Source organism: Micromonospora sp. WMMD812 (assembly GCF_027497215.1).
In the GTDB taxonomy this organism is placed as follows: domain Bacteria; phylum Actinomycetota; class Actinomycetes; order Mycobacteriales; family Micromonosporaceae; genus Micromonospora.
In genome coordinates this window covers 7,120,982-7,134,996 of record NZ_CP114904.1, presented here as the reverse complement: position 1 = coordinate 7,134,996, position 14,015 = coordinate 7,120,982, and the positions used below count along the sequence as shown (strand labels likewise).

Genomic DNA, 14,015 nt, shown 5'->3' with positions numbered 1-14,015 from the left:
CGGACCTGACCGCCGCCATCCTCGCGGCACTGCCCCCTGCCCCACCGGCCCGCCGACGCCCCCGCGCACGCGCCGTGCTGACGCTGCGCGGCGCCCTCGGGCTCATCGGCGCGCTGCAACTGGTGCTCGGCCTGGTCCAGGTCGGCCGAGGGCCCGCCGGGCACCTCCACACCGGGGTAGCGGCCTCCGGGCACCTGTGGCACGAGTCCGCGGCCTGGAACATCGCGGTCGGCGCCGGATTCCTGTTCGTGGCGGCCCGCCGCACCCGTCCGACCGGCCTGGTGCCCATGTTGAGCGCCTTCGTCGGCACCCTGCTGCTGCTCTCGATCAACGACCTGCTCCTCGGCCGGGTGGATCCCACCCGCCTGGTCAGCCACGGCTTCCTTCTCACCGGCTACCTGGTGGTCGTCGCGCTGTCGCGGCCCCGGATGTGGCCCGACGACCCGCGAGCGGGTGACCGGGGCGACCGGCCCGGCTGGCGCCTGCGCACCGACGAGACGCCGCAACCGGCCCCGACCCCGCTCCGGCTCGCGCCGCCTCACCCGAGCTCGGCGCGCACCCGGGACCGCCGGGCCGCCTGAGCCTCCGTCGTCCCGCACCACCCTCAGGGCAGGTTGATCGTGTACTCCGCGGTGTGCACGGTTCCGTCGATCTGGAAGTCGAGGAACGCCCGGTACCGGCCCGGGCTCGGCGCGGTCAGCCAGAACTTGATCGCCCCGTCGACCAGCTCCGCCTCCGGGTGGACGTGCACGTAGCCCAGGTCGCCCTCGCGGACGACGACCAGGTGCCCGTACGCGCCCAGGTAGCGCTGCGGCTGCACCGGCGCATTGGTCCGGCTGACCCGGAAGGACATCGGCGCCGTCGCGCCGACCGTGGGCGTGCCCTCCATCGCGACCGCGAACGGTCCAGCCGTCGCCTGCGGCTGCGCGGGCGGCAGCGGGGTCGGGGTGTGCGCGCCCGGCACGAGGTGGTCGACGCCCAGGACCAGCGGCAGCGGGCTGCCGTTCGCGGCGGTCACGGCGAAATCGGCGTAGATGCGGTAGCCCCCGGGTCGGGCCAGCGTCAGGGGCACGCTCCAGGTGCCGTCGGGCGCCATCGTCGGATGCAGGTGCTGGTATCCGGCCAGGTCGCGACCCACCACGATCAGGTGCAGCGGCTTGTCGTGCACGACCGCGAACCGCGTCGCCGCCTGCCGGTCGGTCCCGACGACGCGGAACCGGTAGTCCACCCGTACGCCGGCCGGCTGGGACCGTTCCACCGGCTGCAGGGTGTACCCGCCCGCGCTGACGGCCGTTCCGGCCGCGAGCGCCGTGCCGACGTCGCCCGGGTCCGTGTGCGGGCCCGTGCCGGGCGCGTGCTGATGACCGTCCGCCGCCGACACCGCCTGCCCGGCGGCGGGCGCGCCGGCGGCGGGTGCCGTGGGCGCACCGCTCGCGGCGGTCCCGTTGCCCGCGCCGAGACGCCCGAGCCCGAACCCGGCCAGCAGGGTCACCACCAACCCGCCGACGAGCAGCGCGAGCCGGACGTTGCTCGGCCGGGGCTCGCGCGTCGGAGCGGCGTCATCCGGATCGGATGCCGCCGGCCGGCCGGTGGTCGCGTCCCGAGAGTCCCCGTCCTGGCTCGCCACGGTGCTGGCCGTGGCCGCCATCCGCCCGGGTTTCGCCGGCCCGGTCGCGGCGGCCGTCCGGGCGGTGACCACCGCGCCGCCCTTCCGCGCGGGGACGAGCGCCGGCGCGGCGGCCTTCCCGCCCGGCCCAGCGGCCTTCCCGCCCGGCCCAGCGACCTTCCCGCCGGAGCCTGGCTCGGCGGCTTTCCCGCCCGGCCCCGGCCGAGTGGTCTTCCCGCCGGAACCCGGCCCGGCGGCCTTGCGGGTGGCGCCGGCGCGACCGGCCCCGCCCGTGCCGCCCCCGGAACGGGAGCCGCCGCCGCGTTGGCGCGAGGTCGGGCCGGAGGCGCGGCGGCCACCGGAGGCGCGGCCCGCGGTGGCAGGGCGGCGGCGCCAGGCTACGAGGGCGGCGACCGCCGCGACGACCGTCAGCGCCACGCCGGCCCACGGTCCCCAGCCGATGCCGCCGTTGTCGGAAGCCGTCGACGGAGCGGCCATCGCGGTCGGACCCGACGACGCGGATGGTGCGGCTGCCCCCGCCGACGACCCCGAGGTGTGCCCCGATGTTCCGTGCTGCTCGACGGCCGCCAGCAGCGACGGGTCAGGCTGGCCGGTCGGCGGGCTCCAGCCCTGCGGCGCCGCGGTGACCCGCCCTGTGTAGCGGAAGCTGAGCGTGCCCCGCACCGGGTCGCCGTCCGAGGCCACCGACAGGTAGCTCACCGAGTACTGCCCGACGGCCGGCAGGTGCGCGACCGTCACGACCGCCGGGAAGCCCGTCGTGTACTCGCGCGGCTCGAACTTCCCCTGGACCAGGAAGTACTCCCGCACCGGCTTGTCCAGCGGCCTGGGCTCCGCGTACGTCCACCCGTTGTCGACCCGACCGCCACCCGGGGCGGTGATCGTGAAGTACGCGTTGGCGGCGACCTTCTCGGTGAAGTAGAGCTGCACCGTCGTCAACGGCTCGCGCACCGTCGCACCCTCCGCCGGCGTGGACATCGCCAGGGTGCCGTGAGCTGCCGCGGGTGGGGCGGACGCCACGACCGCGATCGCCGAGGCGAGGACGAGCGCGAGCAGGCCGGAGAGCGCTCGGCCGAGGGCTGGAGGGAGACGGCGCATCAGAACATGGTCACGATCGGAGAGCTTCAATCAAGGGCTTGCCAACTTTTTCTGCAGATGGGCAAAAGTTCTGCGTCGATCTCATCAATGTCCACTCGGGACGTACGAAACTTCTCCCTCGGCATTCGATCGAGCGGGCGGTGCCGCCGAGCGGACGACGGCCGCGGCCATCCGCGGCATGGAGGGACCCGAACGTGGACGACAGGACCTGGGCGGCCCGGCTGGCTCTCGCCGCCGGTCACGGTGACCAGGTCGCCGCGGCCGCTCTCATCCGCACCACCCAGGAGCAGGTGTGGCGGTTCGTCGCCCACCTCGTGGGGCCGGACGAGGCCGATGGCCTGACGCGGGAGACCTACCTCCGGGCGGTCCGCCGCCCGCCGGCGTTCACCGCCGACTCCTCGGTCCACACCTGGCTGCTGATGACCGCCCGTCGGGTGGTCGCCGACCAGCACCGCACCGCGACCGCCGGCCCGCCACCGGCGCGGCGGGACGAACGGCAGGCCGACACCGAGGACACGGTCGCGCTGCGGCGGCTGCTGGACCGCCTCGCACCCGAGCGCCGGGAGGCCTTCGTCGTCACGCAGGTCCTCGGTCTCTCGTACGCCGAGGCCGCGCAGATCCTCGACTGCGCTGTCGACACCGTCCGGTCCCGGGTCGCCCGCGCCCGCGACGACCTCGTCTCCGCGACTGCCGACGCTGACGCCTCCCGCTCGGGCCGCCGCTCCGGCTGACCCGGACGTCCCGAGGCCCGGACGAGCCCTGTCCCGTCGCGGCTCCAACAATTAGCCTGCGCAGATGCGACACACCCTCGCACCTGACGACAAGACCCTGCACGGCCACTTCTCCGCCGACTACCCGCCGGTGCTCACCATCGACCCGGGCGACACCGTGAGTTACCAGACCCTGGACTGCTGGTGGTCGGCCGGGCCGTACGCCGGCGGGCTCAACCGGGAACGGCCGCGCGCCCCGCAGTACCAGCCCGACCACGGACACGCGCTGATCGGCCCGATCGCGGTCCGCGGCGCCCGCGCCGGCCAGACCCTTGAGGTACGCGTCGACAAGGTCGTCCCGGGCACCTGGGGGACCACCGTGGCCGGCGGCTGGCCCAGCGGTTTCAACCAGCGGTACGGCGTCGAAGACGACGGGGTGGTGCACGCCTGGGACCTGGACCCGGTGGCGATGACCGGCCGTAACCAGCACGGCCACACGGTCGCCCTGCGTCCCTTCATGGGAGTGCTCGGCATGCCACCGGCCGAACCGGGTCGGCACTCGACGGTCCCGCCCCGGCCCTGGGGCGGCAACCTGGACTGCCGGGAGTTGACCGCCGGCAGCACGCTGCTGCTGCCGATCCCGGTCGACGGGGCGCTGTTCTCGGTGGGGGACGGCCACGCCGCGCAGGGCGACGGGGAGATCGGCGGCACCGCGATCGAGTGCCCGATGGACGAGGTGAGCCTGACCTTCGACGTCCGCGACGACTTCCCGGTCACCGGCCCGGTGGCCCGGACCGCGGACGCCTGGCTGACCCTCGGCGTCGGCGCGACCCTCGACGACGCCACGTTCCTGGCCCTGGACTCGATGCTGACCCTGATGCAGCGGCTGCACGACCTCAGCCGCCCGGACGCGGTGGCGCTGGCCAGTGTCGCCGTCGACGTACGGGTGACCCAGATCGTCAATCAGACCGTCGGGGCGCACGCGGTGCTCCGCGACGGCGTGCTGGGCTGAGCCGTCCCGACGGCCGGCTCAGCGGATGCCGGCCGTCGTGCCGACGGCGACGTGCTCAGCTCTCCTGGACCGCCGGTTCCGCGGGCAGGCTGTCCATGAACGAGCTGACCGAGAAGACCGCCCGGCCGGGGCCCGCGGGGCCGTACCCCGGCGGGCTGGACAGGCCGTTCGCGTCCATGGTCGCGCGGTAGATCTCCAGCAGCCGGATGTGGTATTCGAGCGGCGCGCCCTGCGGGTTGGTCCGGCCGAGGGGGGTGGTCGGCTCCGGACACCAGGTGGTGAACCGCGGGGTGATCCCGCGGGACATGAAGTACTGGAGGCCCTCGGCCGTCGAGTCGATCGCCTCGTCCACGCTGGTGAAGCCGTGCGGGGCCGCCATCTCCACGCCGGCGACGAAGTTCGGGATGACGTTGCGCGGCCCGAAGACCTCGGCGGAGTCGAGGATGCGGCGGTGCCACTCCTCCCGGCCCACGTACCGCTCCTTGCCCGGGCAGTAGAGCTCGAAGAGCCGCTTGTCCCACACCTCGTAGTTCGGGTGGTAGATCCGGATCCCGTAGTCGTGGAAGCGCTGCACGTCGGCCCGCGGCAGCGCCTGCGCGACCACCTTGCCGATCCACCGGCCCGGGAACCGCTCCTCGATCGCCTGGGCGTAGCGGCCGTAGAAGTCCGCCTCGGCCAGCCCGTCGACCTTCGACGTGATGCTGCCGCCGGTCAGCGTGTACGCCTGCGACGCGCGGGTCGTGTCGTACTTGTCGATGATCGCGAGCGCCTCGAGGACCTCGTCGACCGGCTTGACCCCGGTGTACGGGCGGCCGGCCTTCTTGTGCTGGCGCCAGTTGTGGTTGATGTCGCAGTACTGGCACTCCTCCTTGGCGCCGAAGTACTGGCAGACCCGGAACGCGGTCAGGTAGATGAGGTAGCCCCACTGGATCGTCGGTGCGACCTCCATCACCGACTTGCCGTTGGCGAGCGTGTGCCGGTAGTAGTCCGGCATCGGGGGCAGGCCCACCTCGGCGATCGCCCGTCCGTCGAGGAACAGCATCAGCCGCCCGTCGTCGTCGGGCTTGACCCGGTACGGCGAGTCAGGGTTGGTGCGGACCGAGACGACCGTGCGGCGCAGTCCGTACGGGCCCCCGGTGAGCACGATCTCCTCCGGCGGGCGGCGCAGCGCGGCGGCTCCCAACTCCGGCAGCGTCCGGTGGTCGAACGAGAAGATGAAGTACGACTTGGGCTTGACGTCGCCGCCCTCGTTGTCCGTCAGGGCCGAGTCGTCGAAGGCCAGGCCACCGCGGAGCAGGTCCTCCTTGATGACCGCCTCACGCGGGACGTGCGGAAAACGCCCCATGAGGTCTTCGATGAGATCGGTGCGCGCCTGCATGCGCCCTCCCTGTCGGTCGTTCACTGCCCGGCGGGTTTCGCAAGGCTCGAGGTGGGGCGGGAACGTCTCGCCGACAGCCTTCGAGAGGGGCAAACGTAACACTCCCCTTCTCGCCCGTTTGCCGGGTTGAGAGCCAGTTCACGGCAGTTGACCTGAAGTACGGTTGAGGTCTTAGCGTCGCCTGATGCGACTGTCACGCTTTTTCACCCCCCGCACCGTGGTGAGCGCCCACTGCGACCTGCCGTGCGGTGTCTACGACCCGGCTCAGGCGAGGATCGAGGCCGAGTCGATCAAGGCCATCTGCGAGAAGTACCAGGCCAACGAGGATCCGGAGTTCCGCACGCGCTCGTTGATCATCAAGGAGCAGCGGGCCGAGTTGGTCAAGCACCACCTCTGGGTGCTGTGGACCGACTACTTCAAGGCGCCGCACTTCGACAAGTACCCCCAGTTGCACGGTCTCTTCAACGAGGCGACCAAGCTGGCCGGCGCCGGCGGGGCGAAGGGATCGGCGGACCCGGACGTCGCTGACCGGCTACTCGCGAAGATCAACGAGATCTCCGAGATCTTCTGGGAGACCAAGCAGGCCTGACCCACGTGGCGACCGCCGGCGCGCGGCCGCCGACGAACGCCCATCGCACCAGGGCCGTGGGTGGGACACCGCCGCTTGCGGTGGTCCACCCACGGCAGCGGACCCCTGAGCAGGAGTGTTGTCGGCTGGGCCGGTCCGCCCCGGCTCGGGCGGAGACCCTCCTGAATGCGATCATGGCTCAGTGAGCGCGACCCGACTTCTCACCCTCGACGATGCGCCGGTCCTCGCGGAGCTGGTCCGCGCCAATCGCGACTTCCTCGCTCCCTGGGAGCCGATCCGGAGCGCGGGCTACTTCACGGTGAAAGGTCAGCGCGGCGTCATCCGAGCCGATCTGGAGCAGTACGAGCAGGGTGCGAAGCTGCCGCACCTCGTCGTCGACGACTCCGGCCGGGTCGTTGGCCGGATCACGCTCAACGGCATCGTGCGCGCCCCCTCCTTCCTGTCCTGCAGTCTGGGCTACTGGGTGGGCGCGGCGGACAACGGTCGCGGCCTCGCCACCACGGCGGTGCGCGAGATCGTCCGGGTGGCGTTCGACGAGTTGGGGCTGCACCGGGTGCAGGCCGAGACCCTGTTGCACAACGTCGGGTCGCAGCGGGTGTTGGAACGCAACGGGTTCGTGCAGTTCGGCGTGGCGCCGTCGTACCTCAACATCGCGGGGAAGTGGCAGGACATGGCCATGTACCAGGTGGTGAACACGTCCCTTTCCCCCACCTGACCGTCGCCGCGACCGGCGGCGCCCAGGCCCTGGATGATCTAGGAAGGTGCGGCGGGGTAGGCGCGGGTTTCGGTGGCTTTCACCGCTGCCCAGACGCGCTGCCCTGGCACCAGGTGGAGGTGGGCGGCGGCGACCGGCGTGATGTCGGCGGCCACCTCGATCGGGCCGGTCAGCTGGACCCGGAGGTTGTCGCCGTTCGGCTGGATGCCGCTGATGGCGGCCGGCCAGGCGTTGCGGGGGCTGCCGTCGGGGCGGTGGGGATGCAGGGCGACGGCTGATGGGGGGAAGGCGACGAAGACGTCGCCGTCGTGCTGGCCGGCCGTCGTCAGCCGGAATCCGTCCGCGAGCAGGACGCTGTGCCCGCTGGCGTTACCGCGGTAGAGGTTGAGGCCGACGAGGCGGGCGACGTAGTCGGTGCGAGGTTGCGCGGTGATGGCGGCGGCGTCGCCTTCCTGGACCACCTGCCCGTGTTCGATGATGACGAGCCGGTCGGCGAGGACGAGGGCGTCCAGTGGGTCATGGGTGACCAGCAGGGTGGCTCCGGGGTGCGCGGCGAGGTGCCGATGGAGCTGGGCGCGGGTGTCGAGCCGGGTACGGGCGTCGAGGGCGGCGAGTGGTTCGTCGAGCAGCAGCAGCGCCGGATCGACCGCGAGCGCCCGGGCCAGCGCGACCCGTTGGGCCTGCCCGCCGGAGAGCTGCCGGGGTTTGCGGCGCGCATGCTCGGCGAGCCCCATCCGCTCCAGCCAGTGGGCCGCCTGTCGACGTGCCTGGTGCCGGTTCAGGCCGTGCCGGCGGGGGCCGAACGCGACGTTGTCCAGTGTGCTGAGGTGGGGAAAGAGAAGGTAGTCCTGGAAGACCACGCCGATCGGGCGTCGCTCGGTGGGAATCCACGTTCGGCGGCTGGGCTGGTCGAGTTCCTGGCCGGCGAGGGTGAGGTGCCCGGCCGAGAGGGGCAGCAGCCCGGCGAGGGTCCGCAGTGCGGTCGTCTTTCCGGCGCCGTTGGGTCCGAGGAGCGCGACGACCTCACCGGGGTTGATCGTCAGGGGCAGATCGAGCCGGAAGGCCCCGCGCTCCACGATGAGACGGGCGTCGAGCAGCGGCCCGCTGACCTGCGTGTCCGCCTTCTGGACGGTGAGGTCGGCGGTCATGGTGCGCTCATCCAACGGTCACGAAGGCTGGCCAGGATCGCCACGGAGACGGTGAGCAGCACGAGGCTGAGCACGATGGCGGCTTCCAGGTCGGTCTCCAGGGCGAGGTAGACGGCAAGCGGCATCGTCTGGGTGCGCCCGGGGAAGTTGCCGGCGAAGGTGATCGTGGCGCCGAACTCGCCGAGCGCGCGCGCCCAGCACAGCACTGCTCCGGCGGCGATACCGGGCGCGACGAGTGGCAGCGTGACGTGCGTGAAGGTGGTCCAGCGGTTGGCGCCCAGGGTCGCCGCCGCTTCCTCGTAGCGGCTGTCGGCGCCGCGGAGCGCTCCCTCGACGGCGATGATCAGGAAGGGCATGGCGACGAATGCCTCGGCGAGCACCACGCCGGCGGTGGTGAACGGCAGGGTGATGCCGAACGTCGAGTCGAGCCAGGAGCCGACCAGCCCGCGGCGGCCGAAGACGAGCAGCAGGGCGACGCCGCCGACGACCGGTGGCAGGACGAGCGGCACGGTGACCAGGGCGCGTACGAGCCGCCGACCGGGAAACTCGATCCGGGCGAGCAGCCAGGCCAGGGGTACCCCGAGGGCCAGGCAGAGCAGCGTCGCGAAGGTGGCGGTCTGCAGGGACAGCCGGAGCGCGGTGAGGACGCCCGGCTCGGTGAGCCGTTGGGGCAGCGAGGTCCATGGGGTGCGGGCGAGCAGACCGGCCAGCGGCAGGACCAGGAAGAGCAGCCCGAGCGAGGCGGGCAGGAGCAGCGCCATCGGCACGCGGCTGGTGTGCCGGGACCGTCGCCGTGGCGCGGCCCGGTCGGGTCGCGCCACGGCGTTGGCGAGCCGGGACGTCACCTACGGCGCCTGGAACCCGGCAGCGGTGAGTACGGATCGGCCCGTGTCGGACAGCACATGGTCGACGAAGGCCTGCGCGGCCCGCTTGTTGGCCGCGTTCTTCAGCACGACGATCGGGTAGTCGTTGACCGCTCCGGCCGATTCGGGGAATTCGACGCCGTCGACGTCCGCGGCGGCGGCCTTCGCGTCGGTGCGGTAGACCAACGCGGCGTCGACCTCGCCCAGCTTGACCTTCGACAGCGCGGCTTTGACGTCCTGTTCGAGGGTGACCGGGGTGAGCTTCACACCCGCCGCGTCGAGCGCCTTCTTCGCCGCCGCGCCGCACGGGACCTGCTCGGCGCAGAGCGCGACCTTCACGTCCGGCTCGGTCAGGTCGGTCAGGCCGGTCACCCCGTTGGGGTTGCCCTTGGGCACGGCGATGACGAGCTGGTTCTTCACGAATGTGGTCGGGGCGCCGTCGGCGTTTCCCGCGTCCGTGACGGCCTTCATGTTGGTGGGGGCCGCGGAGGCGAACACATCCGCCGGGGCACCCTGGTTGATCTGCGTCGCGAGCGCGGAGCTACCGGCGAAGCTGAACGTGACCTTCGCCCCCGGGTTGGCCGCCTCGAAGTCCTTGCCGAGCCGCGTGAACGACTCGGTCAGTGATGCGGCGGCGAACACGGTGACGCTGCCGGTGACGCCGGAGGACGCGCTGCCCGGCTGCGGGCTCGCGGGATCCTCACCACCGCATCCGGCCAGACCCGTCACCGCCAGCGCGATCACGGTCGCCAGGGCGGCACGAACACGTCGTGTCGTCACAAGCCAGTCCTCCCGCTGCTGCCCGTTGTCGCCGTGGACTTCTCCACGACGACGGTGGTCGACTTGATCACCGCGACCGCTACCGTCCCGACCTCCAGGCCCAGCTCGTCGACAGCCTCGCGGCTCATCAGCGACACCACCCGGAACGGGCCGGCCTGAATGTCCACCTGCGCCATCACCGCGTCCTTGACGACGGCGGTGACGATGCCGCGCAACCGGTTACGGGCCGACGACTCCTCCGCGCGGCTCTCCGGATCACCGGCCTGCGACCGCACGAACGCGGCGAGATCAACCCCGTTGATCACTCGATGACCCTGCTCGTCCCGACCCGCGGTGAGCCGGCCGGCATCCACCCAGCGCCGCACCGTGTCCACGCTGACACCGAGCAACTCGGCCGCTTCACCCATGCGAAACACCGTCACGACGGCCACCCTAGCCGATGGAGTTTGCGGCCGATAAGTGGCCGAAGGTGCGGCGTTCGCCGCACCTGCTTGCCCGTCGAGGCTCGCATCTGCACGGCGGGGCGACTATCGCCGTATTTCGATTCATGGATGGTAGCCTTCAGGCGCATCCATCCAACGGGGAGGCACTGATGCGAGGTACGGCCACCAGCGTTCTCTGTGCGCTCGCCGTCGCCGGTGTGACCGCGGTCTCCGGGGCACCGGCGCAGGCCGCACCGGTCCGTGGGGTGCTACTGGCGACGCAATCGACGGCGACGGTGCGGATCGATCCCGCCACCGGGCAGGAGTTGGGCACCGTCGGCGCCGGCGCCGGCGCGGCGGTTTCCCGCTCCGGCCGGCTGGCCTACAGCCGTGACGTCGACCCGTGCCATCCTGACGTCGAGGGCTGCTTCGGCGCCCCGGACCTGCTGACCGCGCGGCGCGACGGCTCTCGCGAGCGCGTCATCGTGCACAACCCGGAAGCCGGGGGCGGTGTCGCGCTGCCCGACTGGTCGCCGGACGGCACCAAGCTGGTCTACCTGTGGCTCACCCCGGGCGAGCGAGGCCTCAACCTCGTCAACGCGAACGGCACCGGAAACGAGCAGCTGGTCTCGTTCGCGGGGCCGGGAACGTTCTCGCCCGACGGTCGCAGCGTCGCGTTCGTCAAGGACAGCGACGTGCACGTCATCGACCTGGAGACCCGGGAGATCCGCGCGGTGACCGCCGAGGGACTGGCGGCGATGTCCGCGCCGGACTGGTCACCGGACGGCCAGGTGATTGTCTATGCCGGGCAGACCGAGTTCCTGACCGTACCCGCGGCAGGCGGCGCATCGGTTCACGCGGGGCAGTGGCCGAACCTCCTCGACCAGGTGACCGCCCCCGTCTTCTCGCCGAACGGCCGTTGGGTCGCGTTCACGGCCACCGAGTCCTCGACGAACCCGGAGGAGCCGGCGGTGAGCCGTTTGTTCGTCGCGGCGGTGGACGGTTCGCGACTCACCGCGGTCACCGACACGTACGCCCAGCTGACCGACTGGATCCGTCGTTGAGCCGGACGGCACGGGGCCGGTGACGCGGGTGATCTGTCCGGCGCCGGTGGGCCGTTCGGTCCTACCGCCCGCCGGAAGCCGCGGGCTAGCCTCCTGTCAATGAACCACCGGATGGTTCAACGGGCAGGAGGTCGCCGTGTCGGTCGAGCAGCAGGCGAAAGAACCGGGACTTCCGCCGAGGTGGTTCATCCGTCTTGCCTGGTCGGTGCACCGGGGCGTGTACCGGGCATTCGCTGGCCGGGTCGGCCTGTGGCGGCCGCGCGCCAACCGCTGGGGCACGTTGCGGCTGACCACCACCGGGCGCCGCAGCGGCCGGCAGCGCGGCGTCATCATCGCGTACTTCGAGGACGGTCCGAATCTGGTGTCGCTGGCGATGAACGGGTGGGGCGAGGGTGAGCCCGCCTGGTGGCTCAACCTGCAGACGCACCCCGACGCGATTGTCGATCTGGTCGACGGGCGGCGGCTGGTGCGCGGCTACGCCGCGACAGGCGATGAACGGACGCGGCTGTGGGCCCGCTGGCGGGATGAGTTCGACGCCCAGTTGGACGCCTTCGCGAAACGGCGGCCGACCGAGACCGCGGTGATCGTCCTGACGCCCAGATCCGGCACGTCGGACACGTCGCCGGCCAGCTGACCAGCAGGGGCCTGCGGCTGGTCCCACCATGTCGACACCGTCCGTCGCGGTAGGTTGCACAGTCATGGCCATGACCGCCGACGTCCGTCGCGAGCTCGCCCGCCTCGCCGACCCACGTCGGGCGGCGGCGTCGAGCCGGTTCCTGCAGATGATCCCCGGCGGGTACGGCGAGGGCGAACGGGCCATCGGCGTCTCCGTGCCGGACCAGCGCAGGGTGGCCGCCCGGTACTGGCGCGACCTCTCCCTGGCCGACACGACCGAGCTGCTGACGACCGGGGTGCACGAGGAGAGGCTGACGTCGCTGTTCGTCCTGGTGCGGAAGTTCACCAGGGGAGACGAGGCGGAGCGGGAAGAGATCTTCCGCATCGTCCTGGCCAACACCGACCGCATCAACAACTGGGACCTGGTGGACTCGTCCGCGCCGTACATCGTCGGCCCCTGGCTGATCGACAAGGACCGGAGCGTCCTGGATCGGTTGGCCGAGTCGGACCTGGTGTGGGACCGGCGCATCGCCGTCATGGCTACCTTCGCCTTCATCAAGGCCGGTGACTTCCACTGGACATTCCGCCTCGGTGAACGGCTCCTGCGCGACCCGCACGACCTCGTCCAGAAGGCGGTGGGCTGGATGCTGCGCGAGGTGGGCAACCGTGACAGAGCGGCGGAGGAGGAGTTCCTGGCCCGACGTTACGGCGCCATGCCACGGGTCATGCTGCGGTACGCGATCGAGAAGTTCGAACCGGAGCGACGCAGGGAGTACCTGACCGGCGTGGTCTAGAGGGTCGACGCCGGGCCGGCGTCGCCGGACGGCGGGTCGGGCGTGCGATGCTCGGCCGGGGCGCTCGACGCAGACCGAACGAGCAGGTCACGGCCGTAGGGGCCCGTGCCGACGCATCGGTGATCGGTACCCTTCAGGTATGGATCGACCGGAGGTGCGGGACCTCGTCTACTTCGTCGCGGTGGCGGAGCACCGGCACTTCGGCCGCGCCGCCGAGCAGTTGGGTATGGCACAGCCGCCGCTGTCCCGCGCGATCAGCAGGCTGGAGCGCCGGATGGGCGTCCGGCTCTTCGAGCGCACCAACCGACGGGTCGACCTCGCCACCGCCGGCGAGGTGTTCGGGTCGCGATCGGCGAACTCGTGATCCTGTCCGGGGCGAGCGCGACCGGTCGACTCGGCTCGTCCGTCGTCGCCGTTCCGGTGCGCGGTGTGCCGGCCAGGCAGATCGTCCTGGCCTGGCCGCGGGCGACCCGGTCGGCCGCGCGGGACCGGCTCGTCGATACCGCGGTCGCGGTGGCGATGCGGAGCTGACGGGTACCCGAACCGGCGCTCCCGACGCCGGCCCGGTACCCCGCGGCCCCGCCTGCGGCGGACGGTCAGATCTGGTTGTAGCCGCCGTCCACGAGCAGTTCGAAGCCGGTGAGGTAGCTGCTCTGGTCGGAGGCGAGGAAGAGGGCCGCGGCGGCCTGCGGTCGGGTGGGCGATGGACGTTCCGCCGGCGTTGGCGAAGAGGACGTCGATGCGGCGCCCGTCGGCGCCGATGGTGGCGAAGAGCTGGTCGAGGTCCGCCAGATCCGTCACATCGCCCTGCACACCGCTGGCGCGGGTCGCGCCGATGCGCGCCACCGCCTCGTCGAGTTCCGGCTTGCGCCGCCCGGTGAGGTAGACGTACGCGCCCTCCTCGGCGAAGCGCAGCGCGCTGGCAAACCCGATGCCCTCGCTGGCACCCGTCACCACCGCGACCTTGCCGTCGGGCTGACCCATTTTCGATCTCCCAAGACTCGATGCTGTGAACGGCCGGTCCGTTGACCGCCGCCTCGCCAGTGCACCTCGCGGGAGCTGCGCCAACAATGATCAATCCGGCAACAACCGATACCTGCGGGGTAACGGTTGCGAGGTGACGGCGTCCGGCCGGGTCGCTCGGCCACCCCTTCACGCCGCGAGGAAGGTCGGACGCACTAGCATTGCCGCAGTCCGGGACGG

General features: G+C 71.9%; 14 protein-coding genes and 2 pseudogenes. 9 read left to right on the top strand and 7 right to left on the bottom strand.

The genetic code is table 11. From position 1 onward, the window contains the following. The coding region (locus tag O7603_RS33000) for a hypothetical protein (protein ID WP_281573587.1) at positions 1-581 on the top strand (581 nt) is incomplete at its 5' end. A 23-nt stretch (positions 582-604) separates the two neighbouring features. Here the strand turns inward: O7603_RS33000 and O7603_RS32995 are convergent. Continuing rightward, entirely contained in the window at positions 605-2,722 is a 2,118-nt protein-coding gene (locus O7603_RS32995) for a copper resistance protein CopC (protein WP_281573586.1), read from the bottom strand. A gap of 194 nt (positions 2,723-2,916) precedes the next feature. Here O7603_RS32995 and O7603_RS32990 point away from each other — a divergent pair, with 194 nt between their 5' ends. Continuing rightward, positions 2,917-3,453, top strand: coding sequence for a sigma-70 family RNA polymerase sigma factor (locus tag O7603_RS32990; protein ID WP_281573585.1), 537 nt, complete (start codon positions 2,917-2,919; stop codon positions 3,451-3,453). A 64-nt stretch (positions 3,454-3,517) separates the two neighbouring features. After that, complete coding sequence (locus O7603_RS32985; RefSeq protein ID WP_281573584.1) at positions 3,518-4,444, top strand: acetamidase/formamidase family protein; 927 nt, start codon at positions 3,518-3,520, stop codon at positions 4,442-4,444. Positions 4,445-4,499: 55 nt separating this feature from the next. Here the strand turns inward: O7603_RS32985 and O7603_RS32980 are convergent, their stop codons facing one another. Next, positions 4,500-5,822, bottom strand: coding sequence for a radical SAM protein (locus tag O7603_RS32980; RefSeq protein WP_281573583.1), 1,323 nt, complete (start codon positions 5,820-5,822; stop codon positions 4,500-4,502). Between the two features lie 184 nt (positions 5,823-6,006). Here O7603_RS32980 and sodN point away from each other — a divergent pair, with 184 nt between their 5' ends. Both sodN and O7603_RS32970 read left to right on the top strand, forming a co-directional pair. Beyond that, complete coding sequence (gene sodN / locus O7603_RS32975) at positions 6,007-6,411, top strand: superoxide dismutase, Ni (protein WP_281573582.1); 405 nt, start codon at positions 6,007-6,009, stop codon at positions 6,409-6,411. Positions 6,412-6,592: 181 nt separating this feature from the next. Beyond that, a complete protein-coding gene (locus O7603_RS32970) occupies positions 6,593-7,126 on the top strand; it encodes a GNAT family protein (RefSeq protein WP_281573581.1) in 534 nt (177 codons plus the stop codon). Between the two features lie 38 nt (positions 7,127-7,164). Here the strand turns inward: O7603_RS32970 and O7603_RS32965 are convergent, their stop codons facing one another. The 4 genes from O7603_RS32965 to O7603_RS32950 all read right to left on the bottom strand — a co-directional run bounded on the left by O7603_RS32965 (position 7,165) and on the right by O7603_RS32950 (position 10,339). Then, positions 7,165-8,274, bottom strand: a complete 1,110-nt coding sequence (locus tag O7603_RS32965) for an ABC transporter ATP-binding protein (RefSeq protein WP_281573580.1) — start codon at positions 8,272-8,274, stop codon at positions 7,165-7,167. Continuing rightward, positions 8,271-9,035: an ABC transporter permease gene (locus O7603_RS32960; RefSeq protein ID WP_281576908.1), complete on the bottom strand. Its 765-nt coding sequence runs from the start codon at positions 9,033-9,035 to the stop codon at positions 8,271-8,273. Before O7603_RS32960 ends, O7603_RS32965 begins: the two co-directional genes overlap by 4 nt. A gap of 84 nt (positions 9,036-9,119) precedes the next feature. Continuing rightward, positions 9,120-9,857 carry a molybdate ABC transporter substrate-binding protein gene (gene modA / locus O7603_RS32955; protein WP_281576907.1) on the bottom strand — a complete coding sequence of 246 codons (738 nt, stop codon included), beginning with the start codon at positions 9,855-9,857 and terminating at the stop codon, positions 9,120-9,122. Positions 9,858-9,913: 56 nt separating this feature from the next. After that, entirely contained in the window at positions 9,914-10,339 is a 426-nt protein-coding gene (locus tag O7603_RS32950) for a helix-turn-helix domain-containing protein (protein ID WP_281573579.1), read from the bottom strand. 170 nt (positions 10,340-10,509) lie between these two features. Between O7603_RS32950 and O7603_RS32945 the strand changes: the two genes are divergently transcribed. The 4 genes and pseudogenes from O7603_RS32945 to O7603_RS32930 all read left to right on the top strand — a co-directional run. Beyond that, on the top strand, positions 10,510-11,403 hold the full coding sequence (locus O7603_RS32945) for a DPP IV N-terminal domain-containing protein (protein ID WP_281573578.1): 894 nt from the start codon (positions 10,510-10,512) through the stop codon (positions 11,401-11,403). 136 nt (positions 11,404-11,539) lie between these two features. Further along, complete coding sequence (locus O7603_RS32940; protein WP_281573577.1) at positions 11,540-12,037, top strand: nitroreductase/quinone reductase family protein; 498 nt, start codon at positions 11,540-11,542, stop codon at positions 12,035-12,037. A gap of 70 nt (positions 12,038-12,107) precedes the next feature. Continuing rightward, complete coding sequence (locus O7603_RS32935; RefSeq protein ID WP_281573576.1) at positions 12,108-12,812, top strand: DNA alkylation repair protein; 705 nt, start codon at positions 12,108-12,110, stop codon at positions 12,810-12,812. 139 nt (positions 12,813-12,951) lie between these two features. After that, positions 12,952-13,149: pseudogene (locus O7603_RS32930) on the top strand (LysR family transcriptional regulator); the annotation flags it as partial. A 431-nt stretch (positions 13,150-13,580) separates the two neighbouring features. On the opposite strand, the pseudogene O7603_RS32925 reads toward O7603_RS32930, so the two are convergent. Next, positions 13,581-13,796: pseudogene (locus O7603_RS32925) on the bottom strand (SDR family NAD(P)-dependent oxidoreductase); the annotation flags it as partial. Positions 13,797-14,015 lie beyond the last annotated feature (219 nt).

Excerpts from the sequence above, each read along its gene's own strand:
- O7603_RS32995 (WP_281573586.1), bottom strand. The coding sequence starts at position 2,722 with ATGCGCCGTCTCCCTCCAGCCCTCGGCCGAGCGCTCTCCGGCCTGCTC.
- O7603_RS32985 (WP_281573584.1), top strand. The coding sequence starts at position 3,518 with ATGCGACACACCCTCGCACCTGACGACAAGACCCTGCACGGCCACTTC.
- O7603_RS32980 (WP_281573583.1), bottom strand. The coding sequence starts at position 5,822 with ATGCAGGCGCGCACCGATCTCATCGAAGACCTCATGGGGCGTTTTCCG.
- sodN (WP_281573582.1), top strand. The coding sequence starts at position 6,007 with ATGCGACTGTCACGCTTTTTCACCCCCCGCACCGTGGTGAGCGCCCAC.
- O7603_RS32965 (WP_281573580.1), bottom strand. The coding sequence starts at position 8,274 with ATGACCGCCGACCTCACCGTCCAGAAGGCGGACACGCAGGTCAGCGGG.
- O7603_RS32960 (WP_281576908.1), bottom strand. The coding sequence starts at position 9,035 with ATGGCGCTGCTCCTGCCCGCCTCGCTCGGGCTGCTCTTCCTGGTCCTG.
- O7603_RS32945 (WP_281573578.1), top strand. The coding sequence starts at position 10,510 with ATGCGAGGTACGGCCACCAGCGTTCTCTGTGCGCTCGCCGTCGCCGGT.
- O7603_RS32935 (WP_281573576.1), top strand. The coding sequence starts at position 12,108 with ATGACCGCCGACGTCCGTCGCGAGCTCGCCCGCCTCGCCGACCCACGT.